Consider the following 25,370-nt stretch of genomic DNA (forward strand, 5'->3'; position numbering starts at 1 on the left):
ATAAAATTGTCAACAAAAATAGAAAGAAAACTAATGAAAATCCCAGTTGTTAATAAGTTGGTAGAATTTTCAAAAAATATTAAGCTTCCTGGTTTAAAAGGTTTGACACTTTATGAACTTTTGGAACTTTATATTTATGGAATCGTGCGAGGTGCATTTTCGTATCGAGCTGGTTCTATTGCGTTTAGTTTCTTTATGGCGCTTTTTCCGTTTGCACTTTTTATATTGAACTTGATTCCTTACATTCCGTTAGAAAATTTTCAACAAGATTTTCTTCAGTTTGTAGAAGACAGCGTTCCACCAAATACGTACGGAGCAATCGAACTTATTCTGATTGATATTATGAATAACAGTTACAAAAGTTTGATTTCTACCGGTGTTATTATGTCGGTTTTCTTAATGGCAAATGGTGTAAATGCGATAATTGGAGGTTTTGAATCGTCGTATCATATTACAAATTCAAGAAATTTTATTCGTCAATATATTGTTGCAGTTAGTTTGTCGATTCTGCTTTCTTTGATTATGATATTTTCAGTTGCGGTTTATTTAACTATAGAGATTTTGATGCAAGTGACTGAAATTCCATTGCTTGGGAATATTGCACGTTCAGTTTTTGTAACTTCAATGATTTTAGTAGTTGTTTCTATTTTGTATAAATTTGGTACAAAGGAAACAAAATCAATGGCATTTATATCTTATGGTTCGGTATTTACAACCATTTTGGTAGCCTTAACATCTTATGGTTTTGGAGTTTATGTTTTACGATTTGCTAAATATAATGAATTGTATGGTTCAATTGGTACACTTTTGGTAGTGATGATTTACATTTGGATCAATTGTATGATTCTTTTGTTAGGTTTTGATTTAAATGCAACAATTTTGAAATTGAAAAGTAAAAATTTATATATTAGTAAAAAATAACAAACAATAATTATGAAAAAAAGACTAATTTTTATGTTTATGACAATGTTTCTTGGAATAGGTTCAATGTCAGCTCAAAGTGTAATTGGAAAATGGAAAACGATTGATGATGAAACAGGTAAGCCAAAATCAATAGTTGAAATTTCAGAAAAAGATGGAAAAATTTACGGTAAAGTAATTGAGATTTTAACTGAAAATAAAACGGCTATTTGTTCTAAATGTGAAGGAACAAATAAAAATAAACCAATTAAAGGCTTAACAATTATTACAGGTTTAAAAAAAGATGGTTCAGAATATAACGGAGGTAAAATTTTAGACCCAACTTCTGGTAAAGAGTACAAATGTATGATGAAGTTAAACGGTAAAGACAAATTAGATGTTCGTGGTTATGTGGGAATTCAAGCATTAGGACGAACTCAAACTTGGATTAGAATGTAATTTCAATAAATAAAATAAAAACAAAACACTTCAGAATTTCTGAAGTGTTTTTTGTTTCAATAATGTATTTTATTGTTTTTTGAATCAATAATTAAATAGTCATAATTCCCTTTTTTGACAAATATTTTCTTTTGATTATTTGCTAGTTCAATAATTTTTGTCGGAATTCCATTCATTTTAAGTTCACCTTTTCTGTAAATTAAAAGTAATGCAGGATAATTAATTGTTTTTTCGGTTGGAATTTCTACTTCGATTTGAACGTTATCATTTAACCAAGATGAATCGATTTTTTCAAAATTAATTATAGGTTGAATTATACTAATATCCGTTTCATAACTAGTGGAATTACTTCTAAAAATCGTTTCCTCAGAATTTATAAGAATACTTGGCACATTACTTTGAACTAATTTAGTTAATGGTTGATTGTAACGATTTTCGCCTTTATCTGAATATCTATTTTGGTCAATTGTTAACGGATTTATTTTTGTTAAATCTGATAAAACTCCAGCCATTGATTTTCCTCTGCCATTATTATCACCCTCGAAAGCATGACCAGCACCACAATAAATAAAATATTTTCCATCGGTATGATTCTGCATAAATTTATAAATATTCTGAGCTTGAGCAATTTCTCGATTTTTCCATTTATCGGTATCCCAATTATCAGTTTCTGAGGCTTCATAACCAAAAAGCGTAAAACCTAAGTCCAAAGCTTCTTTGATAAAATTTCCGAATTCAGGTTCAGATGTATAATATCCACTTTCTATTGTAGCAAATTTTCTATCATTGATTTGATTGTCATCTAAAGCTTCTAAACCTAAATATCTATAGCCATTATCGTATAATCCTTTTAACAATGAACGAGCAAATTTTCTATGACTTGAATTGTGATGTAATTCGTTTAATATGATAATTTCTTCTTCTTTACTTTTTTCTAAAATATATTCCTTGGCTGAAATAACCTTGCTTTTAGCAAGAAAAAGCGAATCAAATTCGGTCAGTTTAATTTCTTTTTGATTAGGTCTTTGTTCATTCCAAGTTTTTAGAGCTTGTCTATAATCTCCCTGAAAAGCAAAATTCGTAGCTGCTATCTGTAAGGCAAATGCGTTTTGATTTGAATCTTTTTCTGCAATTATATCTTTAGATAGTTTATAAGGAAAATCTTGAGCAATTATATTTTCTTGAGCAATTAAACACGCAAATAATAAAAGTGAAAATTTTACCATAATAAAATTGATTTTTTTGTTAATTCAGAACATGATTTATTAAACCATATTCTTCAATATCATTTCCCGGATAGATATTTTTTTCATAAATGATTCCTACGCCTTTGGCTAACCAATTCTCATAAATAATTTCAAATGAATTTCCTGTTATACTGTTAAAAACAGTTTTTCTAAGTTCTGTTTTGATAACATCTTGGTATGTTTTTCCATTGATTGTAACGCTGGCAACTTTGTCAAGAATTTTTCCTTGATTGGTATGTTTTATATGCCCACTTGCTGCTCCTGAGATTTCTAAAATAACTTCATCTGTCCAAGTTTCACCAACGTTTAATTTTGTGTTGATGTAAGTTATAATTCCAGCAGTGGTGTTAACTCCCATATTTGAAGTGGCTCCATGTAGAGCTTTGAATATTCCATTTTCTTCGCGGAAACCATCTGTTAATTCAACTTCTTGAATAGAACCAATAGGTTCAAATTGAAAATAGTTTTTCCCATCATAATTAATGGTTTTATAAATATGATAATTAAAGATGTCTTCTGAATTATCTGGATTCACCAGATTCCATTGATTTCCTAATGCAAATGGCCAGTATGATTGACTTGCTGGATTTGGGTTTGGATTCTCGTTTCCATCGCCATTTCCGTTGTCTATAGTACTTCCGTCATCAGAAGAACTACAAGAGGCTAAAAATGCAAAGAGAATTAGAATTGTATAATTAAAAATTTTTTTCATAGTATTAATTTATTTTAACTAGTTCTACTCGTCGATTCTTTGCTTTGTTTTCTTCAGAATCATTTGTAGCTATAGGTTTTTCTGAGCCAAAACCAACAGTAGATAATCTGTTTTTATCAATTCCGTTTGATGTAAGCTTTTCTTTAACTGCTTCAGCTCGATTTGCAGAAAGTGTTTTATTATGAGTCGAATTTCCGGAATTATCTGTATGTCCTTCGATACTAATTTTTAAAGGCGGATTGTTTTTTAAAGCAACAGCAATTTCGTTTACCGTTTCAATTCCATCATTAGAAATAGTTGATTTATCGACATCGAAATTGATATATAAAACAGCTTTTCCTTTTTCTATTAAATCAGAAGAAATTTCTTCGGCAGTAACTTTGGTAATCGATTGTTCAAAAGCAGTTTCTTGTAACACATTCAAAGACGCTCCTGCATTATTTGAAATATATTGAACGTAAATATTGCCATCATTTTTTGTGCGTAAAACCCAAAATTTTATATTTTGTCCAGCGTAACCAATATCGCCTTCGTCGCCTTTATTTGGGTCTTTTTTGTTATATCTGTCGTATTCTTCTTTTGTGATTTCTCCGTCAAAAACTTTAATAGCTCCAATTGATAAAAGATAATCAGACATACTTTTTTCGAAAAAATGCTGAGAGAAATTTTCTCCTTGATTGGGAGAAACAAAAGTTTTATAAAGTTTACCCTCAAAAGGTGTCATAATTCCTTCAATAGGAAAGAAACAAACGTCAAATTCACGAACCAAGGGTTTGTTCATTTCTTTTAAACCTTTAGGTAAATTTATAAACGGAAAAACACCAATGTCAGCAGTTGAAACTGAAATATTTTCGATATTAAAACTATTTTCAATTGGTTTTGAAGTTTCGTTTGAAATTAAAGTATCATTGGTTATGATTTCATTTTCCTTGTTTTTTTGATTACACGAAATAATCAATAACGCAGTAAATAATAATAATCCAGTTTTTTTCATAATATTGTTAGTTAATAATTTTTTGATAAATAAACAATTTTTAGAATTTAAATCCAAATTAATTGTTATTCCTAATTATTGTTTAACACCATCAAATAAAAAATTTATTTCACCTTCTGCTTGTTGATTTGTTCCCAATTCAAGGGTTTTTACTTCGGCAGTATACCAAAAATAACCTTCTAGAATTCCATTGACATTGTTAATATTATTGTTATAGCTATTCTCCACTTTAAAAGTTTTAGAAGTCACACTAGAATAAGCTTCACCAGATTTTGCTTCAACCTTTAAATGCTGATTATCTACTTTTGTAACGATAATAACAGCATCAAAATATTCGTATTGTTCAAGAAGACTTGACCTTAACTTTCCTTTATACGTACCAACTGCAGCATCGATTGTTCCTGAAGTTGGTTGTTCGTAATTTGTATTGTCATCACTACTACTACAACTTGTTGTAATTGTTCCGATGGTTAATAATGATAAAATACCTACGAATGTTAGTTTCTTTTTAAAATTTTTCATGTTGTTTGTTTTTTAAAATTGTTTTTACAAAAATGACTAATTATAAATTTGCTATCAATCGTCGAATTCTATGATTTTTTTCTAATGGTTTACCTTGATTTTATAAAACAAATGTAAATTGAAGCTTTTTATTAGGATATTTGTCTTTTAATTTTTTTGAAAACATGTTAAAGAAGATATTTTTCATCATATCATTTTCACTTATTTGTAATCTTGTTACAGCTCAGCATTTTTTTCCACTTGACGAAAATGCTTATTTATCAGAACTGTATAAAAATGTTCAAAATCAAAAAGATAAGAAAAAACAATTGCTGAATTACTTATTATTGTCTGAATTTTGGGCGCAATCCGATAGTTTAAAAAGTTGGAATGCCATTCAAAAAGTGCAAAAATCTAATGATAGAGAAAAATTAGATAAAGGTGTTTTAGATTATTTTTCGGGTATTTATTTTTCTTCTATTGGAAATAAAGCAAAAGCAAAAAAACATTATCAAAATGCCATAGATTTATTGAAGATTGAATCTAAAAATAATGAGATCCTTGTAAAAACTTTATATAACTACGCTTATATTCAGGTTGAAGATAAAGGATATGATTTTATGGTTAAAACATTAATCGAAGAATGTATACCGCTAAGTCAAAAGATGAATAATTTAGAATTATTAGCTTTTTATAATACACAACTTGGATTAACTTTTATGTCAATTGGTCAATTTGATACTGCTGAAGAATATCACAAAAAAGCACTTGATATTCTTAATAAAATCCCTGAAATGCAATCCGTACATTTGATAACATATTTGAATCTTGTTAGTAATTACTGTTATAAACCGGATAGTAGATCAGCAAAAGTTTATTTAGATAAAGCAAAAAATATACTTTTAAAATTCAAAGATTCACAGTATTTACCTAATTATTATTATCAAGAAGCAATGTATCATACGACAAGAGAGGAGTATGATATGGCTTTATTGAGTTTAGAAAAAGGGATTGAACTTGCAAAAGAAAAAAAGCAATTTAAACTTTTACATATGCTTTATTTTCGAGTTTATAATGTCTTTTTGATGCAAAAGGATTATTTAAAGGCAAGAAATCAACTTGAGCAGATTTTGAATGAAAATATTTTGAGTAAAGAACCTGTAAACAGAAAGATCACGTTCTCTCAATTAGCTGCTGTTAATGAAGTTTTAGGCGATTACAAACAAGCTTTTAATTGGATGAAAAAGGCAAGTGTGCTTAGCGATAGTTTACAGCAACAAAAAATTTTAGAAAAAATGAATGAATTAGAAATCATTCATAAATCTTCTGAAAAACAAGAACAAATAGCGAAATTAGAACGAGAAAAAGAAGAATCAGTATTAATAACTAAAAATAAAAACCTTCGAATTACCATTTTAGCTGTAGCATTGTTGCTTAGTTTGATAATTGCTTTTTTAATTTATTTGACATACAAAAAACAACAAAAAATCAATAAGCAAATTAATCTTAATCACAAACAAGAGCTTCTTTATATTGAAAAAGAACGCAAATACGAAGCTACGCAAGCTATTCTTCAAGGAGAAGAACAAGAAAGACAAAGAATCGCTCAAGATTTACACGATAGTATGGGAGGAATGCTTGCTAATATAAAGATGACAGTTTCTACAATGAATTTAGATAAAGCTGCAGAAATTGGGAGAAAAATTGACGCAACAATTTTAGAAATGAGACGCATTTCTAGAAATTTGATGCCTGAAACATTAAAAAATTTAGGACTTGAAATTGCACTTCGAGAGCTTTGTGAATCGATGTCTCAGAAAAATTTTACAATTCAATTTGAAGCATATAATCTTGCAGAGAATATTACTTTTCAAACGCAATTAGCTTTATATCGTATTACACAAGAAGCAATTAGTAATGTTATCAAATATGCACAAGCTGATATTGTTATTGTTCAAATTAGTCAAAATGAGGATACTTTGATATTAACGATTGAAGATGACGGAATTGGTTTTGAAAAATCTGAAATTGCGTATGGACTTGGTCTAAAAAACATTGAAAACCGAACACGTTTAATTAATGGCAGTTTTGACATTGTAACAGAAAAAGGAAATGGAACTACTTTAAATATAGTTTGTAATGTATAAAAATAAAATAAATTTAGTGATAGTTGATGACCATCCAATGGTTTTGGAAGGATTGAAATATCTTTTACAACAAGATGAGACGTTTCAAATTTTTTCTTTTACCAAAGGAAATGCAGCGCTAGATTTTATTCAAGAAAATAGGATTGATGTTGTGTTGCTTGATATTGTTTTAAAAGATGGAAATGGTCTTGATTTCTGTAAAATAATAAAACGACATTCACCTGAAACCACAGTAGTTGGAATTAGCAATCAAGCTGAGCGAAGTATCATTTTACGTTTTTTAGAAAATGGCGGAAGTGGTTATATTTTGAAAAACGCAGATGCTAAAGAAATCATGCAATGCATTCAGGATGCTATAAACGGGAAGCTTTCTTTATGTAAAGATGTTCAGGAAATAATGGCTAAACCATCAGTAATTAATTATGAAATTCCACGAATTACCAAACGCGAACTTCAAATTTTAAAAGCTGTTTCAGAAGGACAAACTTCTGCAGAAATTGCAGATATAATGTTTATCTCTGTTATTACTGTAGAAACGCATCGAAGAAATTTGTTACAGAAATTCAAAGCTAAAAATATGATTGAGCTTGTAAAAATTGCGACTGACAACAAGTTGATTTAATAATGTTTTTCATTTTGTTATTAATTTAGAATGGACTTCGAATTTTCGAGGTGTTTTTTATTTTATAACTATCTTTGTTTTTTGAGTTACACAGTAAAATATGCAATTTTTTATAAACGTTATTGTTCCTTTGGCACTTGCCGATTCGTTTACTTATGAAGTAAATGAAAACGAATTTCATTATTTACAAGTTGGAATGCGTGTGGCTGTTCCGTTTGGTAAAAGTAAAGTTTATACTGCTTTGGTACTTTCAAAACACAATGTTCCGCCTGTAGCTTATCAAGCTAAAGAAATTCAGGAAATTATCGATTCGCAACCTATCGTAAATGAAACCCAGATTGCACATTGGAAATGGTTAGCAGAATATTATATGTGTACTTTGGGAGAAGTTTATCGTGCAGCTGTTCCATCGGCTTTGTTGTTGGAAAGTGAAACGATTGTTGTTTATAAACCTAAAAAAGAATATTTAATTTCTGATTTTACTGATGAAGAGTTTCTATTGTATGAAGCTTTTCAAAGTCAGGCAGTTTTAAAAATTGAAGAAATCATTTCGATTCTAAATAAAAAAAATATCTTTCCTGTAATTCAGTCGCTTCTTGAAAAAGAAATCATTGTTCTGAATGAAGAAATAGTTGAATCATATAAGCCTAAAATGGTTAAATATGTAAAACTAAATCCCGAATATGATGCTCCAGAAAAATTAAAAGATTTAATGGAAATTCTTTCTCGTTCGGAAAAGCAACGCACCTTAGTGATGAAATTTTTTCAATTAAAAGCAATTGATAAGAAACCTATCACATCAAAAACTTTATTAGAAAAAGCAGATGTAACTCCGGCTGTTTTAAAAGGATTAATTTCAAAAAATATATTTGAAGAATTTACATTGGCTCAAGACCGAGTGGTTTTCGCAGATGTAAATAAACAAGAAATTGTACTTAGTGATTCACAGCAAACTGCTTTTGATTCAGTTGTTACTTCTTTTGAAAAATTTGATATTACCTTATTAAAAGGAATTACAGGTTCTGGAAAAACTGAGATTTATATAAAATTAATTGAGCAAATTCTTAAGCAAGAAAAGCAAGTTTTGTATCTGTTGCCAGAAATTGCTTTAACCACGCAATTGGTTCAACGTTTAACCAAACATTTTGGAAATCAAGTTGCTGTTTTTCATTCCAAATATTCTTCTAACGAACGTGTTGAAGTTTGGTTTCGTGTTAATCAAAATTCTGAAAAGGCTAAAGTTGTGATTGGAGCTCGTTCTTCGATTTTTCTTCCTTTTTCTAATTTAGGATTCGTCGTTGTTGACGAAGAACATGAACCTTCGTTCAAACAACAAGATCCTGCGCCTCGTTTCCACGCACGAGATTCAGCTATTGTTCTTGCAAAAATGCATAATGCTAAAGTTTTATTGGGTTCAGCAACACCAAGTTTAGAAAGTTTTTATAACGCGTATCAAAATAAATTCGGGTTAGTAACATTAGAAAAACGTTTTGGAAATGTAAAATTACCCGAAATTGTTCTGATTGATATTAAAGAGAAGCACCGGAAAAAAGAGATGAAAGGTCATTTTAGTATTGATCTTTTAGATGAAATAAATCAAACATTGGGGCGAGGAGAACAGGTTATTCTATTTCAGAATAGACGTGGGTTTTCTCCTGTTTTAGAATGTTTGACTTGTGGTCATGTACCGCAATGTCCATCATGTGATGTAAGTTTAACATATCATAAATTTCAAGAACATTTACGTTGTCATTATTGTGGTTATACGATGGCAAAGCCCGTAAAATGCCACGTTTGTCACAGCGTTGATATTACAACAAAAGGTTTCGGAACGGAACAAATCGAATTGGAAGTGATGGAATTATTTCCAAATAAATCGATTGCTCGTATGGACCAAGATACAACTCGTGGTAAATATGCATTTGAGAAATTAATTGACGCGTTTAAAAATCAAGAAATAGATATTCTGGTTGGAACTCAAATGTTAGCAAAAGGTTTGGATTTTGATAATGTAACTTTAGTTGGAATTCTGAATGCAGATAATGCTTTGTATTTTCCTGATTTTCGTGCTCATGAACGTGCATTTCAAATGTTTATGCAAGTTGCAGGTCGAGCAGGAAGAAAAGATAAGGAAGGAAAAGTTTTTATCCAAACATATAATCCATATCATAATATTATTCAGCAAGTTACAACAAATGATTATGGTTCGATGTTTAAAGAACAAATGTATGAACGTTTGAATTTTAAATACCCACCTTTTTATCGTTTGATTCGTTTGCAATTGAAACATGTTGATTTTCAGAAAGTAAAAGAAGGTTCTTTTTGGTTGTATAATTTATTATCAAAACAATTAGAAATGCCTGTTTTAGGACCTGAAGAACCATCGATAAATCGAATTAGAAATCAATACATACGAATTATTCTGATAAAGATTCCGATTAATATTCCATTGAATAAAACCAAAAACGAAATCAGAAAATCTATAAAAAGTTTTGAAGCAATTGGAGCTTATCGTTCAATTAAAACAACAATTAGTGTTGATTTTTATTAAAAAAAGGTTTGTTAAGTTTTGTAAATCAAAATCAAAAAACTATCTTTGCACCCAATTTATAACAAATTAAATTTTATTATTATGAATCAATATGAAACTGTTTTCATTTTGAATCCCGTTTTATCTGAAACTCAGGTAAAGGAAACAGTAGCGAAATTCGAGGAATTTCTTGCTTCTAAAGGGGCTAAAATGGTATCTAAAGAAGATTGGGGCTTAAAAAAATTAGCTTACGAAATTCAAAACAAAAAAAGTGGTTTTTACCATTTATTTGAGTACACTGTAGCTGCTGACGCAATCATTGGTTTAGAAACTGAATTCCGTCGTGACGAAAGAGTTATGCGTTTCTTAACTGTTTCTTTAGACAAACACGCTGTTGCTTGGGCTGAAAGAAGAAGAGAGAAATTAAAAACTAAAAAAGCTTAATTATCATGGCAAGTATTGAACAATCTGCAAAAGGTAAAAAAGACGGAGATATCAGATATTTAACGCCTTTAAACATTGAAACAAACAAAACTAAAAAGTATTGTCGTTTCAAAAAATCAGGAATCAAATACATCGATTATAAAGATGCTGATTTCTTATTAAAATTCGTTAACGAGCAAGGGAAAATTTTACCTCGTCGTTTAACTGGAACTTCTTTAAAATACCAAAGAAAAGTATCTGTTGCTGTAAAACGTGCTCGTCACTTAGCTTTAATGCCATACGTAGCAGATTTATTAAAATAATAAAAACTTAAGTTGTTGGTTTCTGTTTCAAGAACCTAACTTCTAATTTAAAAAGGACAACAACATGGAAATTATCTTAAAACAAGATGTTAATAAATTAGGATTTAAAGATGACGTAGTTACTGTTAAACCAGGATTCGGTCGTAATTATTTAATTCCTCAAGGAATTGCTATTTTAGCAACTCCATCTGCTAAAAAAGTTTTAGCTGAAAACTTAAAACAAAGAGCTCACAAAGAAGCTAAATTAATCGCTGATGCTAACGCAATTGCTGATGCATTAAAAGCTTTAGAGATCAAAATCGCTGTTAAAGCTGGTGGTGAGAAATTATTTGGTTCAGTAACTAATGCTGATATCGCTGCTGCTTTAGAAGCAAACGGTCAATCAATTGACAAAAAATTCATTACTTCTGGAACAATCAAACGTTTAGGTAAATATGCTGCAAACGTTCGTTTACACCGCGAAGTATTCGTTGAATTACCTTACGAAATCGTAGCTGAGTAATTCTCTGTTATTTCAATATATGAAAAGTCCTTTCGAAAGAAAGGACTTTTTTTGTTTTTAATTCTTATATTTAAATCTAAAATGATTTGATTATGAGGTTAATATTGAATTTTTTATTATTGGTATTTGTGTTTATTTCTTGTGAAACTAAGAAAGTGGATGAGCTAAAAGAAAGTACAATTGTTGTTAAAGATTCGGTTGTGAAAGAAAATAAAGTTGACGAAATCAAAACTTCTGATTGTATGACAAGATTAATTGACATCGTTCAAAGTAATTCAAAATGCAAAGAATTAATTGGTTATATGAAAAATCAAAATGTTAAATATGGTTTTCAGATTGATTCATTTCCTGTTTTGTCAAGAACTTATCCGCAAGATTCTTTAATGTATTACGAGCTAATCTTGGTAGAACATCATTCAACGCATAATCGCAATGCGGCTCAATTTAGTTTTTCTCCTTATTTTAAAAGACTTTCTATAATGGATTCAGTAAAGAATAAATTTATTGAGACAGATTGTGATATGAAATTAATCGATTCTTATAAAAAGAATTGTTGGAATTAAACGGAAGGTTGTATTTTTGTATGTGATATTAGAATCTGAATAAAATGAAATATACTCGTTTAACAAAAGAACAATTTGAAGAATTACATGTTGAGTTTGCAAACTTTTTAGCTTCTCAGCAAATAGATAAAAAGGAATGGGACGAATTAAAAGTTTCTAAACCAGAAGTTGCCGAACAAGAATTAGATATTTTTTCTGATTTGGTTTGGGAAGGTGTTTTACAAAATGCGAAATACATCGAGCATTTTTCGAAAACACATATTTTCTTATTCCGATTCGATGAAACCGATATTGATACTATTGTTTTAAAAACCACGAATCCTGAAGTTGATTTCTTGCATAAGGAAGGTTTACAATGGTTAAGCGATAATTTGTTAGGAGAAGAAGTTGAAATTCGTTATGGCGCTAAAAAGTTTGATTCTGATAGAAATTATGAATTGTTCCAAATCATTCAACAAGGAGGAATTTTAAGTCAAGGTGAACTTTATCACCAAATCAAAGAATTACTAAACAAATAAGATTACGTTTATGGATGTTTTCAAAGAAATTGAAAGTTTAAGAAATGAATTAAATGAACATAATTACAATTATTATGTTTTAGATAATCCTACGATTTCTGATTATGATTTCGATATCAAACTAAAACATTTACAAGATTTAGAATCAAAACATCCAGAATTTTTTGATGTGAATTCACCAACGCAAAGAGTTGGAGGAGCGATTACTAAAAATTTTAATACGGTTGTACACGAACATCGTATGTATTCGCTTGAAAATTCGTACTCAAAAGAAGATTTATTGGAATGGGAGCAACGTATCCAAAAAGTTCTAGGAGATGTTCCTGTGCAATTTGTTTGTGAATTAAAATATGACGGAGCTTCGATATCCATTAGTTACGAAAACGGAAAATTAGTTCGTGCGGTTACTCGTGGTGACGGTTTTCAAGGTGATGAAGTGACAAATAATATCAAAACGATAAAATCTGTTCCGTTACAATTAAAAGGAAATTATCCTGAGAAATTTGATATTCGTGGAGAAATTGTTCTTCCGTTTGCTGGATTTGAAAAAATGAATCAGGAATTAATTGAAATAGGTGAAACTCCGTATTCTAATCCTAGAAACACCGCTTCTGGAAGCTTGAAACTTCAAGATAGTGCAGAAGTTGCCAAACGCCCTTTGGAATGTTTGTTATATAATTTTGTAGGTGTAAATTCAGTTCTTGAAAATCAATTTAAAGCTTTAGAAAAAGCACGTGAATTTGGATTTAAAGTTCCAACACAATCCATTTTAGCAAATTCAATGGACGAAGTTTTTGAGTTTATTGAGAAATGGAATCACGAACGTCATCAATTACCTTATGAAACGGACGGTGTTGTAATCAAGGTAAATGATTTTTTTCAACAAGAAGAGCTTGGTTTTACGGCAAAAAATCCGCGTTGGGCAATTGCTTACAAATTCAAAGCTGAACAAGTTTCTACGAAATTAAATGAGATTACGTATCAAGTTGGTCGTACTGGTGCGATAACTCCAGTTGCAAATTTGGAACCTGTACAATTGGCTGGAACTATTGTAAAACGTGCATCCTTACATAATGCAGATCAAATTGAAAAATTGGATATTCGTGTTAACGATACCGTTTTTGTGGAAAAAGGAGGCGAGATTATTCCTAAAATTATTGGAGTTAATTTAGACGAACGTTCCGCGGATTCGCAACCAACTATTTATATTCACACTTGTCCAGAATGTAATACAGAATTAGTTCGTAAAGATGGTGAAGCACAGCATTATTGTCCGAATTATTACGAATGTCCGCCACAAATTATCGGAAGAATTGAGCATTATATTTCGCGTAAAGCAATGGATATTGATGGACTTGGAGGTGAAACTATTGCGCTTTTATTCAAAAATAAATTGGTAGAAAACTATGCCGATTTGTATGAATTGAAAAAAGAACAAATCATTCCGTTAGAAAGAATGGCAGAAAAATCTGCAGATAATTTAATTAATAGCGTTGAAGCTTCTAAACAAATTCCTTTTGAACGTGTTTTGTATGCTTTAGGAATACGTTTTGTGGGTTCGACGGTTGCTAAAAAACTTGCGAATCATTATAAATCAATTGATGCTTTGATGTTAGCAAAATATGACGATTTGGTTAATGTCGATGAAATTGGAGATAAAATTGCGTTGAGTCTTCGCAGTTTTTTCAAAAATGAAGCGAATTTGGAAATCATTAATCGATTGAAATCTTACGGAATTCAATTTGAAATGCAAGAAAAAGAAAGTACCCAAGTTTCTGATAAATTTGCAGGGATGATTATGGTTGTTTCTGGTAAATTTGAACAGTTTTCGCGTGACGAAATCAAACAAAAAATTGAAGATTACGGAGGAAAAAACGGAAGTTCAATTACCGGTAAAACCTCGATTGTAATTGCAGGAGCTGATATGGGGCCTTCAAAACTTGAAAAAGCAACCAAACTTGGAATTCCTATTTGGAGCGAAGAAGATTTTATAAATCAATTATAATATAAAAAAGCAATTTGGTTTTACTAAGTTGCTTTTGTTTTTAAAATATTTAAGATGAAAATTATAACTTGGAATTGTAATGGTGCATTTAGAAAGAAATTTTCATTCTTGAAAAACTTTGATGCAGACGTTTTGGTTATTCAAGAATGTGAAAATCCGCTTCTAGTCAAAGATGTTGAATATTTAAATTTCTCAAATAATTATGTTTGGATTGGTGATAACAAAAATAAAGGTATTGGAATATTCGCTAAGTCTAACATCAAATTAGAAAGATTAGATTTACCAACTACATATAATAAATATGATGTGAAGTATTTTCTACCAGTTATTATTAATGATTCTCAAATTTTGATTGGTGTTTGGGCACACAAAAATAATTCACCTACTTTTGAATATATTGGTCAAGTTTGGAAATATTTTCAAATTAACTCCGAAATTATATATAAATCAATTATTGTTGGAGATTTTAATAGTAATTCAATTTGGAATTTATGGGATAGATGGTGGAATCATTCGGATGTTGTAGAGATGTTTGAAAAAAATAATCTTGTAAGTATGTATCACGAATTAGAAAATGAATTACAAGGTAAAGAAACTATTAAGACATTTTATTTGCATAAGAATATTAATAAAGGTTATCATATTGATTATTGTTTTGTTCCTAAAAAACTAATAAATGATAATTCTAAATTTATTATTTCAAAATTTGATGAATTTAAAATTTTAAGTGACCATGTTCCTATAATAATTCAAATTTAGAAGTTTTTATATTGTGTTATTCGTAATTTCTATTTCGTAATTTCTATTTTCATTACGAATAATTAATAACAATTACTTAATATTTAAGAATGTGCTAAATGTTGTAAAAGTTGTAATTTTGTGGTGTAATAAAAAAGATACATTATGAAATCAATTAGCGCAAAGCCAATTATTATGGGAATTGTAAGTTTATTTGTTTATTTAGGAATTATGTTTGTTCTTTTGTCTTTATAAGAAAATAAATTAAACAGACTTCACGAATGTTTTTCTTAGAGTTAAACATTCCTTTATTTTGAAAATTAGTTAGTAGTTATAAAAAAAATCGTTCTGAATTCAGAACGATTTTTTACTTTATATATTGATATTTCTAACCGAATTTGAAACCAATTTATTGTCTTCAAAAATAAAATCAATTTGTCCCATTCGCAAACCAAAACATCCAGCCTGATTTACGATAACATCTTCGCCAATTGCATTTTTAACAAGCGTTGGTTTATCTAAGAAAGTGTGTGTATGACCTCCAATAATCAAATCGATACCTTGAGTTTGTGCGGCTAAATCTAAATCACTAATCATATCCGGATTGATATTTTTATCATAAGCGTATCCCAAATGAGAAAGACAAATTACCAAATCACATTTTTCATCTTCTTTTAAGATTTTTGTCATTCTATTTGCCGTTTCAATGGGGTCTAAATAGATCGTTTCTCCGTATTCTCTTTTGTTAACCAGACCATCTAATTTTACGCCTAAACCAAATACACCGATTTTAATTCCATCTTTTTCATAGACTTTATACGGTTTTGTAAGTCCGTTCATAATCGTTTTTGAAAAATCGTAATTTGCATTGATAATATCAAATTCTGCAACTGGCACTTGGGCAGCTAAACCTTCCAGTCCATTATCAAATTCGTGATTTCCTAAAGTTGCCGCGTCGTATTTCAACATATCCATGATTTTGAATTCCAATTCACCTCCATAATAATTGAAATACGGAGTTCCTTGAAACATATCACCTGCATCAAAAAGTAATGTATTCGGATTTTCTTCACGAACTTTATTTATATACGAAGCTCTTCTTGCTGCGCCACCCATATTTGGATATTTAGAATGGTCTGACGGAAATGGGTCGATATGACTATGTGTGTCGTTGGTATGAAGAATTGTGATTCGTTTTGTTTTTTTATTTGAAAAGCTAGATAAAGATAAACCACCAAAAGTTAGAATAGCTGAACTAACTGCTGTTTTTTGTATAAAATCTCTTCTTTTCATTATTCTTCAATTATATGTTTTGTTGTAATTACAGGTAAAGGATTGTTTTTAGAAAAATAAGCTAAAAGCACATTTCTAAGTTTGTAATCCATATCATATTTATTTGTTGCTTTGGTAAAGAATTTCATATTATCACCGCCAAGCGCTAAATAATCGTTAGTGACAACATAATACGTTTTATTAATATCTAAATCTTGATTTTTGATTTTAATATTTTTGATATTTTTATTTGAATCGATATGAATTGTGATTCCTGCCAAAGGATGCGCTCTTTCTTCGGCAATCATAAATTGTGCTAATTCTAGAATTTGAGCACCTTTTAATTCAACAACAATCGCACTATTTTCAAACGGCATAACCTCGAAAGCAGTTCTTGTAGTTACATTTCCTTCAGATATAATTGAACGAATCCCACCGTGATTTAACATACAAATATCAATGTCTTTGTTATATCTCGATTTAAAAACTGGATTTACTTCTTCTAAAGTTGCTTCTGCAAATAAGTTTCCTACTGTTGTTTCCCATTTACCTTTTGATTTATCCATCGCAACTGGACTAAAAGAAATTACTTTACTCAAATCTTTGTCGATGTGTTCACGATACGGAGTTACGAAATTTTCGACTGTTTCAACACTTCCTAAATCAGCTGTGATTTCGATGTTTTTTGCGTTAATTGTAGTGTTTTTGTATGAAGTACTTTTGCAAGAACTCATTGTGAAGCTTGTGGTTATGGCTAAACTTCCTAGTAAAAAAAGCATTTTATTTTTAGGATTTCTCATTAGAATATCGCTCGTTTTTTAATTAACTTTGTAAAGCTGTAAAATTACAGCGTTTTTATGTAAGACTTAAATCATTTAAGTTAAAATATACCAAACATAATTAGATTTAAAATATAACTAATAGATATGCAGGCATTTGTAGGAACAGGAGTTGCTTTAGTTACTCCGTTTAAAAAAGATTTAACGGTTGATGTTGAAGCTTTAAAAAGAATTGTTGAATACAATATTGAAGGAAAAGTTGAATATTTAGTTGTTTTAGGAACAACAGCAGAAGCGGCAACTTTGAATGAAGAAGAAAAACAATTGGTTAAAAAAACAGTAATCGAAGCTAATAATGGAAAATTGCCTTTGGTTTTAGGAATTGGTGGAAACAATACAATGGAAATTGTGAATCAATTGAAAACGGAAGATTTAACTGGTTTTTCTGCAATCTTATCTGTTTCTCCATATTATAATAAACCAACGCAAGAAGGGATTTACCAACATTTCAAAATGGTTGCTGAAAATGCGCCACTTCCTGTGATTATTTATAATGTTCCAGGTCGTACGGGAAGTAATATGGCTGCCAAAACAACTTTGCGTTTAGCGAATGATTTCAAAAATATCATTGCAATTAAAGAAGCTGCTGGAGATATTATTCAAGCAATGGAAATTATCAAAAATAAGCCAAAAGATTTCTTAGTGATTTCTGGTGACGATATGATTACTTTGCCAATGGTTTTAGCTGGTGGAGCAGGGGTTATCTCAGTTATTGGTGAAGGTTTTCCACACGAGTTTTCAGAAATGGTTCGTTTAGGATTAGATAGAAAAGTGGATGAAGCTTATAAAATTCATTATGCTTTAGCGCCAGCAATCGATATGATTTTCGAACAAGGTAATCCGGGTGGAATTAAAGAAGTTTTTAAAGCAAAAGGATTGTCTGAAAATACATTAAGATTGCCTTTGGTTAATGTTAACGAAGATTTATCAGGAAGAATTGAAACTTTTGTGAAGAATTTTGTAATTTCGTAAAACTAAAATTAAAGAAAATAAGATATGTTATCACAAGCAATTTCAGATGCTTTAAACAAGCAAGTTCAAATAGAGGGTGATTCTTCTCAAATATATTTAGCAATGGCATCTTGGGCAGAAAACCAAGGTTTCGAAGGTATTGCAACATTTATGTATGCACAATCTGATGAAGAACGTATGCATATGTTAAAATTAATTAAGTATATTAATCAACGTGGTGGAGAAGCAATTATTCCGGCTGTAATTAAGCCAGAGTTAGATCATTCGTCATTTAAAACGTTGTTTACACAATTGTTTGAGCATGAGGTTTTTGTTTCTCAAAGTATCAATGAATTGGTTCATGTTTCGTTGCAAGATAGAGATTACGCAACTCATAATTTCTTACAATGGTACGTTGCAGAACAAATTGAAGAAGAAGCAACTGCTCGTACAATCTTAGATAAAATAAATCTTATTGGAGATGATAAAGGTGGGTTATACTTATTTGATAATGACATCAAAAATTTTCCTTCAGTTCAAAATACAGCAATCTAATTTTAACGAAAAATTGGGTTAATAATACAAAAAAGATGTCTTTATTTGGACATCTTTTTTTATTTTTAAAAAGAACTTGTTCTATAAAATTAATAATATTAAATTTGCACTTGCTATTAGATTTTTTTAGTAGCAAATTAAAAAATAAGTTTATGAAAAAACTGTCGGTTATTTTACTGTTAGCTATTTCTTTGGGTAGTTGTTCTACATATCAGAAGGCTTTAAAGTCTGAAGATTCTGCTTTACAAAGTAAAGTAGGGGATGAAATGTATGAAGCAGGAAAATACAAAAAAGCTATTAAATTATATGATTTAGTTATTAAAAGAGAAGGTATGAAGCCAAATTTTCGTACTGTTGTTTTTAATGATGCAAAAGCAAATTATATTTTAAAAAGATATGAAATTTCAGCTCCTTTTTTAAAAAGATTTAATTTAACGTATCCTGTTGGTGAACATGTAGAAGAAGCTAGACATTTAGAAGCGATGTCTTTATATAATATGTCAGAAGTTTATTCGTTAGATCAACATATTACATATGATGCGATAGCAAAATTTGATGATTATATTCAAAAATATCCAGAATCAGAATTTGCAGAACAAGCTAAAATATATAAAAAAGAACTAGTAGAAAAACTAGAGAAAAAGGCTTACGAAGCTGCTAAGCAATACAATACAATCGGAGAATATACTAGAGATTATACAGCGGCAATTGTTGCTTTAGATAACTTTATGTTAGATTATCCAGGTTCAGTTTATAAAGAAGATGCACTTTTTTATAAATTCGATTCAGCTTATAAATTAGCAATCAATAGTGTTTATTCTAAAATGGATGAACGTATTCAATCAGCAATGAAAGCTTACGAAGGGTTATTGAACTATAACGGAAATACAAAATACAAAGAGAAAGCTGATAAAATGCTAACTCGCTTAGAAAAAGAATCAAAACAATTCTCAAATATTTAAGGAAATGGACTTAAAGAAAACAACGGCTCCAGTAAATACTGTTACTTATAACAAGGATTTAATCGAAGGACCAACAGGTAATGTTTACGAAGCAATTACAATTATCGCTAAAAGAGCAAGCCAAATTAATGCTGAAATCAAAAAAGAATTGATTGAGAAATTAGAAGAATTTGCTACTTATAATGATAGTTTAGACGAAGTATTTGAAAATAAAGAGCAGATTGAAGTTTCTAAATACTACGAAAAGTTACCTAAACCTCATGCATTAGCTGTTGAAGAATGGTTAGCAGGTGAAATTACTTACAAAGAAAACTTCAAAGAGACTTTAAAATAAAAACTACCATGTCAGTTTTAAGCGGTAAAAAAATAGTACTGGGTATTACTGGTGGAATAGCTGCATATAAAACGGCAACTTTAGTTAGAAAATTTATAAAAGCAGGTGCACATGTCCAAGTGATAATGACACCTGCTGCTTTGGATTTTGTAACTCCCATCACTCTTGGAACTTTATCAAAAAGACCAGTTTATACCCAATTTTTTAATAAATCAAATTCGGAAGGTGTTTGGAATAATCACGTTGAAATGGCACTTTGGGCAGATATTATGTTGATTGCTCCTGCAACAGCAAATACACTTTCTAAGATGGCAACTGGCGCATGTGATGATTTGTTGATGGCGACTTACTTGTCAGCAAAATGTCCTGTTTATTTTGCTCCAGCTATGGATTTGGATATGTATGTGCATCCTTCTACTGAAAAGAATTTTAAAACTTTAGAGAGTTACGGAAATATTATGATTCCTGCAGAATCTGGTGAATTAGCTTCTGGTTTATCAGGTCAAGGTCGTATGGCTGAACCTGAAAATATTATCGCTTTCCTTGAAAAAGATTTGGAAAAACAACTTACTCTTCGTGGTAAAAAAGTTCTTATAACTGCTGGGCCAACTTATGAACCTTTAGATCCTGTACGTTTTATCGGAAATCATTCTACTGGTAAAATGGGATTTGATATTGCGGATGCTGCAGCTAATTTAGGTGCTGAAGTAATTTTAGTTTCTGGACCAAGTCATTTGAATCCTAAACATAGTCAAGTAAAAGTTATTCGAGTTTTTTCTGCAAGTGAAATGTACGACATTTGTCATTCTTGTTTTCAGGATGTTGATACCGTAATTGCTGCTGCAGCTGTTGCTGATTATCGACCAAAAGTGGTTGCTACTCAAAAAATTAAAAAAAATGATGAAACTTTTATAATCGAATTAGAAAAAAATCCGGATATATTAGCTTCTCTTGGGGAAATAAAAAAATCCCAGTATTTAATAGGTTTCGCACTTGAAACTGAAAATGAAATTGAACATGCAAAAGCCAAGATTGTAAAAAAGAATTTAGATTTAATTGTATTAAATTCTTTAAATGATGAAGGTGCAGGTTTTGGAAAACCGACAAATAAAGTTACCTTTATAGATAAAGATTTTAATATCTTTCCGCAAGAATTAAAATCGAAAGAAGAAGTAGCTAAAGATATCGTTTCCAAAATCGTTCAACATTATGAGAAATAGCATTTATTTTTGTTTTTTATTTTTATTTACCAATGTAATTTCTGCTCAAGAATTAAATTGCACGGTTCAAATAATCGCTGACAAAGTTCCGCAAACTAACAAACAAATTTTTACAACGTTAAAATCGGCGATGACTGATTTTATGAATAATACTCAATTTACACCAATTAATTTTTCCAAAGAAGAACGTATTGAATGTAATTTAATTTTGGTTGTAGAATCTTTTGATAGCAATGTGATTTCTGGTTCTTTACAAGTTTTGTCAACGCGACCGGTTTATGATTCCAATTATAATACTCAAATTTTAAATTTTAAAGACAACCAAGTTACATTTAAATATACTGAATTTGAACCTTTAATTTATTCCGATAATAATTTTAATGGCGATTTAGTTGGTGTCATGTCTTTTTATGCCAATTTAATTATTGGTTTAGATAGCGATTCTTTTGAAAAATTATCTGGAACTCAATATCTTCAAAAAGCAAATAATTTTGTTTTGTTGGCACAACAAGGAGGAACTACTGGATGGAAATCTAGCGAAAAAACGGTTAATAGATACCATTTGATAAATGATATTCTTTCAAATTCTTTTGTTTCTTATCGTGAAGCTCTTTATGATTATCACCGTTTAGGAATGGACGAAATGATTGCTAAACCTGCAGAATCTAAAGCTGCGATTTTTGCAGCAATTTCTAAACTTGATAACGTTCATAAAATCAGACCAAATGCAATTCCAACGCGTGTGTTTTTTGATACGAAAAATGATGAGATTGTTTCTGTTTTTTCTGCTGGTCCCGAATTTAAGAAGCAGCAAGTTGTTGAATTGCTAAATAAACTTTATCCATTTTTAAGTGCAAAATGGAGTAAAATCTAATCAGAAAATATAATGTTAACTCATTTATCTATAAAAAACTACGCACTAATTGCGTTTTCTTCTATCGATTTTTCTAACCAACTTTCTATAATTACTGGAGAAACTGGTGCAGGAAAATCAATTCTTTTAGATGCTCTAGGATTGGTTCTTGGGAAACGTGCCGATTTAAATGCCTTGCGTGACAAAGAAAACAAATGTGTCGTTGAAGCTCATTTTAGTATTTCCAATTATAATTTAAATGTTTTTTTTGATGAAAATGATTTAGATTATGATGATGCAACAGTTCTGAGAAGAGAAATTCTTCCTTCAGGAAAATCACGTGCTTTTATAAATGATAGCCCAGTAACTTTAGCTGTTTTACAAGAATTAGGAACTTTTCTTTTAGATATTCATTCGCAACATCAAACACAAGATTTATCTAGTGAAAATCATCAAATTCAGATTTTAGATGCTGTTGCTAATAATCAAAATTTAGTACTTAAATATCAACAGATTTTATCGGAATATAAAGTAAATAAGAAGAAACTACTTGAACTTCAAGAAGAGCAAAAAGCACTTTCTAAGGAACAAGATTATAATTCCTTTTTGTTGGATGAATTGATTGCTGCCAATTTAAATTCGGGTGAACAGGAAATTCTAGAATCAGAATTAGAAAAGTTAAGTAACGTCGAATTTGTTCACGAACATTTCGAAAAATCTGCAGCTATTTTATCTGATGAACAATACGGAATTATTAATTTATTAAAAGAATTAAAAACTTCTTTGCAGAAAATTAGTCCGATTGATTCTGCTTATCACGATTTGTTCGAACGTGTTCAAAGTGCAGAAATAGAACTTAAAGATGTTTTGGATGAAGTAGAAAATCAATCCGAAAAATTAGTAAAAGACCCAGTTCAATTAGAATTGATTAATGGTAAATTACAGCAAATTTACGCTTTACAGAAAAAGCATTTTGTAAACACAATTGATGAGCTTCTAGCAATTCAAGAAGATTTGAATTCAAAGGTTTTCAAAGTTGAAGGAATTTCAGAAGCAATTGAAAAATTACTTCAAGCAGAAAGTGTGTTTGAAAATCAATTAAATGAAATTGCATCTCAAATTCGAAACAATCGAGAATTAATCATTCCAAAGTTAATCGAAGAAATTCGTGCAATTATTTCTCCATTAGGAATGCCAAACGCGAATTTTAAATTTGAATTGACTCCAACAGATAAATTTCTTTCAAACGGAAAAGACCATATCGAATGGTTATTTTCTGCCAACAAAGGAATGGATTTTGGAATTTTAAAGAAAACTGCTTCAGGTGGAGAAATGTCAAGAATTATGCTTGCTATTAAAGCTATTTTAGCCAAATATTCGCATCTTCCTACGATTATTTTTGATGAAATTGATACGGGTGTTTCTGGTGATGTTGCTAATAAAATGGGAGAAATAATGAAAGAAATGAGCAAAAATATGCAAGTTATGGCAATTACGCATTTGCCTCAAGTTGCTTCAAAAGGTCATCAACATTTCAAAGTTTCAAAAGACCATAATTCTGAACAAACCGTTTCTGAAATTAAATTACTTTCGACCGAAGACCGAATTAAAGAAATTGCTCAAATGCTTTCTGGTGAAAATATCACAGATTCTGCCATTTCACACGCAAAAGAATTATTGAATTAATCTCTAAATGATGAAAATTTATTTTTGTTTTTTTGTGTTTTTATTTTTGGTTGCTTGTAATAATTCTGTTCCAGTTTTAAATGAAACCACCGTATTAGTTAAACAATATAAAGGTTTTTCAAAGAGTGAATTAGATACGATTACATCTATTCTTGAAAAAATGTATGGAGTAAAAACCATCATTTCAGAAAATGTAGAATTGTATCCAAAAGCTTATACAAATGTAAAATCGCCTCGTTTTAGAGCCGATAGTATTATAAATTTTCAGAAATCAGAACTTAATGATTCGATTGATTACATTTTAGGATTGACTTCAAAAGATATATCTACTTCCAAAAAAGATAGAAAAGGAAATATTTTAAAGCCTGAATATAAATATCAAGATTGGGGAATTATGGGATTGGCTTATTGTCCAGGAAATAGTTGTGTTATTTCGTCATTTCGATTGAAACACAAAAATAAAACTATTTATTTTGATAGATTGAAAAAGGTTTCAGTTCATGAATTTGGACATAATCTTGGGTTGCCGCATTGTCCAAATAAAAAATGCGTTATGACAGATGCTGTAGAAACTGTGAGCACTATCGATAACGCAAATTTAGAATTATGTGAAGATTGTAAGATTAAACTGAATTAATAATTTCCGTTTAATAAACTTCCACCAATTGGAGCTTTAGCTTCGATTCCTAATTTTTTCATCATTTCGTAAGTTGTACAAACCGCTGCTGATGTAACCGGAATTCCAATTTCCTTTTCAATTAAATCAATTGCTTCAAGCGAAGGCATTTGCACACAAGCAGAAACCACTAAAACATCAACTCCTGTTAAATCAAGTTGTTTGTAAATCTGTAACAGATTCATTGGGTCTTGAGCCGCAACTTCCAAATTATCTGGAATTTCTAAGGCAATACTTTCTTTTACTTTAAAACCTTGATGTTCAATGTAATCAACAACCATATCCGTAAGCGGACGCATATAAGGCGTAATTACCGAAACTGTTTTCGCACCCAAAACGTTCAAACCGTTAATCAATGCACCTGCAGAAGTTACAATTGGAGTAGGGAAGTCATTTTTAATCGTTTCTTGATGCAAGTTCACTTCAGAAACGCAATGATAACCACGTCCCATACTCATAATCGCAACCAAACAAGCGTAACCCATAACATCAACGTGAGCATCAGATAATTCAGTTGCGCATTTTAAACTCATCGCATCCATCGCTTCCAACTCCTCTTTTGTAACTTTTTTCATTCGCATTCTACTTGAATGGAACGTAAATTTTTCAGGAAAAATCGTTTCTCTTGCTTTAAATATCGCTGGAATTTCGGTTTCCATAGTCACATTCGATGATGGAACGATTTGACCAATTCTATATGTTTTTTTCATTTTTAGTTTGTATTTTGGCGTTTCCCTTCGGGTCGGGCTTTTCGTTTCAATCTTAAAAAGGTTTTTTGTAAAACCTTTTTAAGGATTTCCTCTTCAATCCTTAACGCATTTTCTTTACTCGTTTCTCT

The 25,370-nt window shown here is 30.2% G+C and carries 27 protein-coding genes; 20 read left to right on the plus strand and 7 right to left on the minus strand.

Annotated features, from left to right (window positions below; translation table 11 throughout):
• Positions 1 to 6: 6 nt before the first annotated feature.
• Entirely contained in the window at positions 7 to 921 is a 915-nt protein-coding gene (locus EG240_RS04160; protein WP_125017737.1) for a YihY/virulence factor BrkB family protein, read from the plus strand.
• Positions 922 to 933: 12 nt separating this feature from the next.
• On the plus strand, positions 934 to 1,359 hold the full coding sequence (locus tag EG240_RS04165; protein ID WP_125017739.1) for a DUF2147 domain-containing protein: 426 nt from the start codon (positions 934 to 936) through the stop codon (positions 1,357 to 1,359).
• A gap of 56 nt (positions 1,360 to 1,415) precedes the next feature.
• Here EG240_RS04165 and EG240_RS04170 read toward each other — a convergent pair whose 3' ends face one another.
• The 4 genes from EG240_RS04170 to EG240_RS04185 all read right to left on the minus strand — a co-directional run bounded on the left by EG240_RS04170 (position 1,416) and on the right by EG240_RS04185 (position 4,834).
• A complete protein-coding gene (locus tag EG240_RS04170; protein WP_125017741.1) occupies positions 1,416 to 2,585 on the minus strand; it encodes a hypothetical protein in 1,170 nt (389 codons plus the stop codon).
• Positions 2,586 to 2,604: 19 nt separating this feature from the next.
• A complete protein-coding gene (locus EG240_RS04175) occupies positions 2,605 to 3,318 on the minus strand; it encodes a hypothetical protein (RefSeq protein WP_125017743.1) in 714 nt (237 codons plus the stop codon).
• 4 nt (positions 3,319 to 3,322) lie between these two features.
• Positions 3,323 to 4,312 (minus strand): OmpA family protein, encoded by a 990-nt coding sequence (locus tag EG240_RS04180; RefSeq protein ID WP_125017745.1) that lies wholly within the window; start codon positions 4,310 to 4,312, stop codon positions 3,323 to 3,325.
• Positions 4,313 to 4,387: 75 nt separating this feature from the next.
• Positions 4,388 to 4,834, minus strand: coding sequence for a hypothetical protein (locus EG240_RS04185; RefSeq protein WP_125017747.1), 447 nt, complete (start codon positions 4,832 to 4,834; stop codon positions 4,388 to 4,390).
• A gap of 164 nt (positions 4,835 to 4,998) precedes the next feature.
• On the opposite strand from EG240_RS04185, the gene EG240_RS04190 reads away from it, so the two are divergent.
• From EG240_RS04190 to EG240_RS04235, 10 genes are all read left to right on the plus strand, one after another.
• Complete coding sequence (locus tag EG240_RS04190; protein ID WP_125017749.1) at positions 4,999 to 6,960, plus strand: tetratricopeptide repeat-containing sensor histidine kinase; 1,962 nt, start codon at positions 4,999 to 5,001, stop codon at positions 6,958 to 6,960.
• Positions 6,953 to 7,582: a response regulator transcription factor gene (locus EG240_RS04195; RefSeq protein ID WP_125017751.1), complete on the plus strand. Its 630-nt coding sequence runs from the start codon at positions 6,953 to 6,955 to the stop codon at positions 7,580 to 7,582. Before EG240_RS04190 ends, EG240_RS04195 begins: the two co-directional genes overlap by 8 nt.
• Before the next feature lie 100 nt (positions 7,583 to 7,682).
• Positions 7,683 to 10,133 carry a replication restart helicase PriA gene (gene priA / locus EG240_RS04200; RefSeq protein WP_125017753.1) on the plus strand — a complete coding sequence of 817 codons (2,451 nt, stop codon included), beginning with the start codon at positions 7,683 to 7,685 and terminating at the stop codon, positions 10,131 to 10,133.
• Positions 10,134 to 10,214: 81 nt separating this feature from the next.
• Entirely contained in the window at positions 10,215 to 10,556 is a 342-nt protein-coding gene (rpsF, locus tag EG240_RS04205) for a 30S ribosomal protein S6 (protein ID WP_125017755.1), read from the plus strand.
• 5 nt (positions 10,557 to 10,561) lie between these two features.
• Positions 10,562 to 10,858, plus strand: coding sequence for a 30S ribosomal protein S18 (gene rpsR / locus EG240_RS04210; RefSeq protein WP_125017757.1), 297 nt, complete (start codon positions 10,562 to 10,564; stop codon positions 10,856 to 10,858).
• Between the two features lie 64 nt (positions 10,859 to 10,922).
• Entirely contained in the window at positions 10,923 to 11,360 is a 438-nt protein-coding gene (gene rplI, locus EG240_RS04215; protein ID WP_125017758.1) for a 50S ribosomal protein L9, read from the plus strand.
• 92 nt (positions 11,361 to 11,452) lie between these two features.
• The gene (locus EG240_RS04220) at positions 11,453 to 11,923 is read left to right on the plus strand and encodes a hypothetical protein (RefSeq protein ID WP_125017760.1); all 471 of its coding nucleotides are present in this window, start codon (positions 11,453 to 11,455) and stop codon (positions 11,921 to 11,923) included.
• A 44-nt stretch (positions 11,924 to 11,967) separates the two neighbouring features.
• Entirely contained in the window at positions 11,968 to 12,441 is a 474-nt protein-coding gene (locus EG240_RS04225; protein WP_125017762.1) for a DUF6495 family protein, read from the plus strand.
• 10 nt (positions 12,442 to 12,451) lie between these two features.
• On the plus strand, positions 12,452 to 14,446 hold the full coding sequence (ligA, locus tag EG240_RS04230; RefSeq protein WP_125017764.1) for an NAD-dependent DNA ligase LigA: 1,995 nt from the start codon (positions 12,452 to 12,454) through the stop codon (positions 14,444 to 14,446).
• Positions 14,447 to 14,500: 54 nt separating this feature from the next.
• Positions 14,501 to 15,205 carry an endonuclease/exonuclease/phosphatase family protein gene (locus EG240_RS04235; protein WP_125017766.1) on the plus strand — a complete coding sequence of 235 codons (705 nt, stop codon included), beginning with the start codon at positions 14,501 to 14,503 and terminating at the stop codon, positions 15,203 to 15,205.
• A gap of 351 nt (positions 15,206 to 15,556) precedes the next feature.
• Here EG240_RS04235 and EG240_RS04240 read toward each other — a convergent pair whose 3' ends face one another.
• Together EG240_RS04240 and EG240_RS04245 are read right to left on the minus strand one after the other, a co-directional pair.
• Positions 15,557 to 16,477: a bifunctional metallophosphatase/5'-nucleotidase gene (locus EG240_RS04240; protein ID WP_125017768.1), complete on the minus strand. Its 921-nt coding sequence runs from the start codon at positions 16,475 to 16,477 to the stop codon at positions 15,557 to 15,559.
• Positions 16,477 to 17,256 (minus strand): 5'-nucleotidase C-terminal domain-containing protein, encoded by a 780-nt coding sequence (locus EG240_RS04245; protein ID WP_125017770.1) that lies wholly within the window; start codon positions 17,254 to 17,256, stop codon positions 16,477 to 16,479. Before EG240_RS04245 ends, EG240_RS04240 begins: the two co-directional genes overlap by 1 nt.
• A 126-nt stretch (positions 17,257 to 17,382) precedes the next feature.
• Between EG240_RS04245 and dapA the strand changes: the two genes are divergently transcribed.
• The 8 genes from dapA (at position 17,383) to EG240_RS04285 (ending at position 24,493) form a co-directional block, all read left to right on the plus strand.
• Positions 17,383 to 18,267: a 4-hydroxy-tetrahydrodipicolinate synthase gene (gene dapA, locus EG240_RS04250; RefSeq protein WP_125017772.1), complete on the plus strand. Its 885-nt coding sequence runs from the start codon at positions 17,383 to 17,385 to the stop codon at positions 18,265 to 18,267.
• Between the two features lie 24 nt (positions 18,268 to 18,291).
• Positions 18,292 to 18,801, plus strand: coding sequence for a ferritin (locus tag EG240_RS04255; protein WP_125017774.1), 510 nt, complete (start codon positions 18,292 to 18,294; stop codon positions 18,799 to 18,801).
• 152 nt (positions 18,802 to 18,953) lie between these two features.
• Positions 18,954 to 19,763, plus strand: coding sequence for an outer membrane protein assembly factor BamD (locus EG240_RS04260; RefSeq protein ID WP_125017776.1), 810 nt, complete (start codon positions 18,954 to 18,956; stop codon positions 19,761 to 19,763).
• A gap of 4 nt (positions 19,764 to 19,767) precedes the next feature.
• Entirely contained in the window at positions 19,768 to 20,097 is a 330-nt protein-coding gene (locus EG240_RS04265) for a DNA-directed RNA polymerase subunit omega (protein WP_125017778.1), read from the plus strand.
• Between the two features lie 8 nt (positions 20,098 to 20,105).
• Positions 20,106 to 21,317 (plus strand): bifunctional phosphopantothenoylcysteine decarboxylase/phosphopantothenate--cysteine ligase CoaBC, encoded by a 1,212-nt coding sequence (coaBC, locus tag EG240_RS04270; protein WP_125017780.1) that lies wholly within the window; start codon positions 20,106 to 20,108, stop codon positions 21,315 to 21,317.
• Positions 21,307 to 22,191 (plus strand): type IX secretion system protein PorD, encoded by an 885-nt coding sequence (gene porD / locus EG240_RS04275; protein WP_125017782.1) that lies wholly within the window; start codon positions 21,307 to 21,309, stop codon positions 22,189 to 22,191. The genes coaBC and porD overlap by 11 nt, the downstream gene beginning before the upstream one ends.
• Before the next feature lie 12 nt (positions 22,192 to 22,203).
• Complete coding sequence (gene recN, locus EG240_RS04280) at positions 22,204 to 23,856, plus strand: DNA repair protein RecN (RefSeq protein WP_125017785.1); 1,653 nt, start codon at positions 22,204 to 22,206, stop codon at positions 23,854 to 23,856.
• 7 nt (positions 23,857 to 23,863) lie between these two features.
• The gene (locus tag EG240_RS04285; RefSeq protein ID WP_125017787.1) at positions 23,864 to 24,493 is read left to right on the plus strand and encodes a matrixin family metalloprotease; all 630 of its coding nucleotides are present in this window, start codon (positions 23,864 to 23,866) and stop codon (positions 24,491 to 24,493) included.
• Here EG240_RS04285 and EG240_RS04290 read toward each other — a convergent pair.
• On the minus strand, positions 24,490 to 25,242 hold the full coding sequence (locus EG240_RS04290; protein ID WP_125017789.1) for a maleate cis-trans isomerase family protein: 753 nt from the start codon (positions 25,240 to 25,242) through the stop codon (positions 24,490 to 24,492). The genes EG240_RS04285 and EG240_RS04290 overlap by 4 nt on opposite strands.
• Positions 25,243 to 25,370: the final 128 nt, after the last annotated feature.

The organism is Paenimyroides tangerinum (assembly GCF_003865405.1).
GTDB lineage: Bacteria > Bacteroidota > Bacteroidia > Flavobacteriales > Flavobacteriaceae > Flavobacterium > Flavobacterium tangerinum.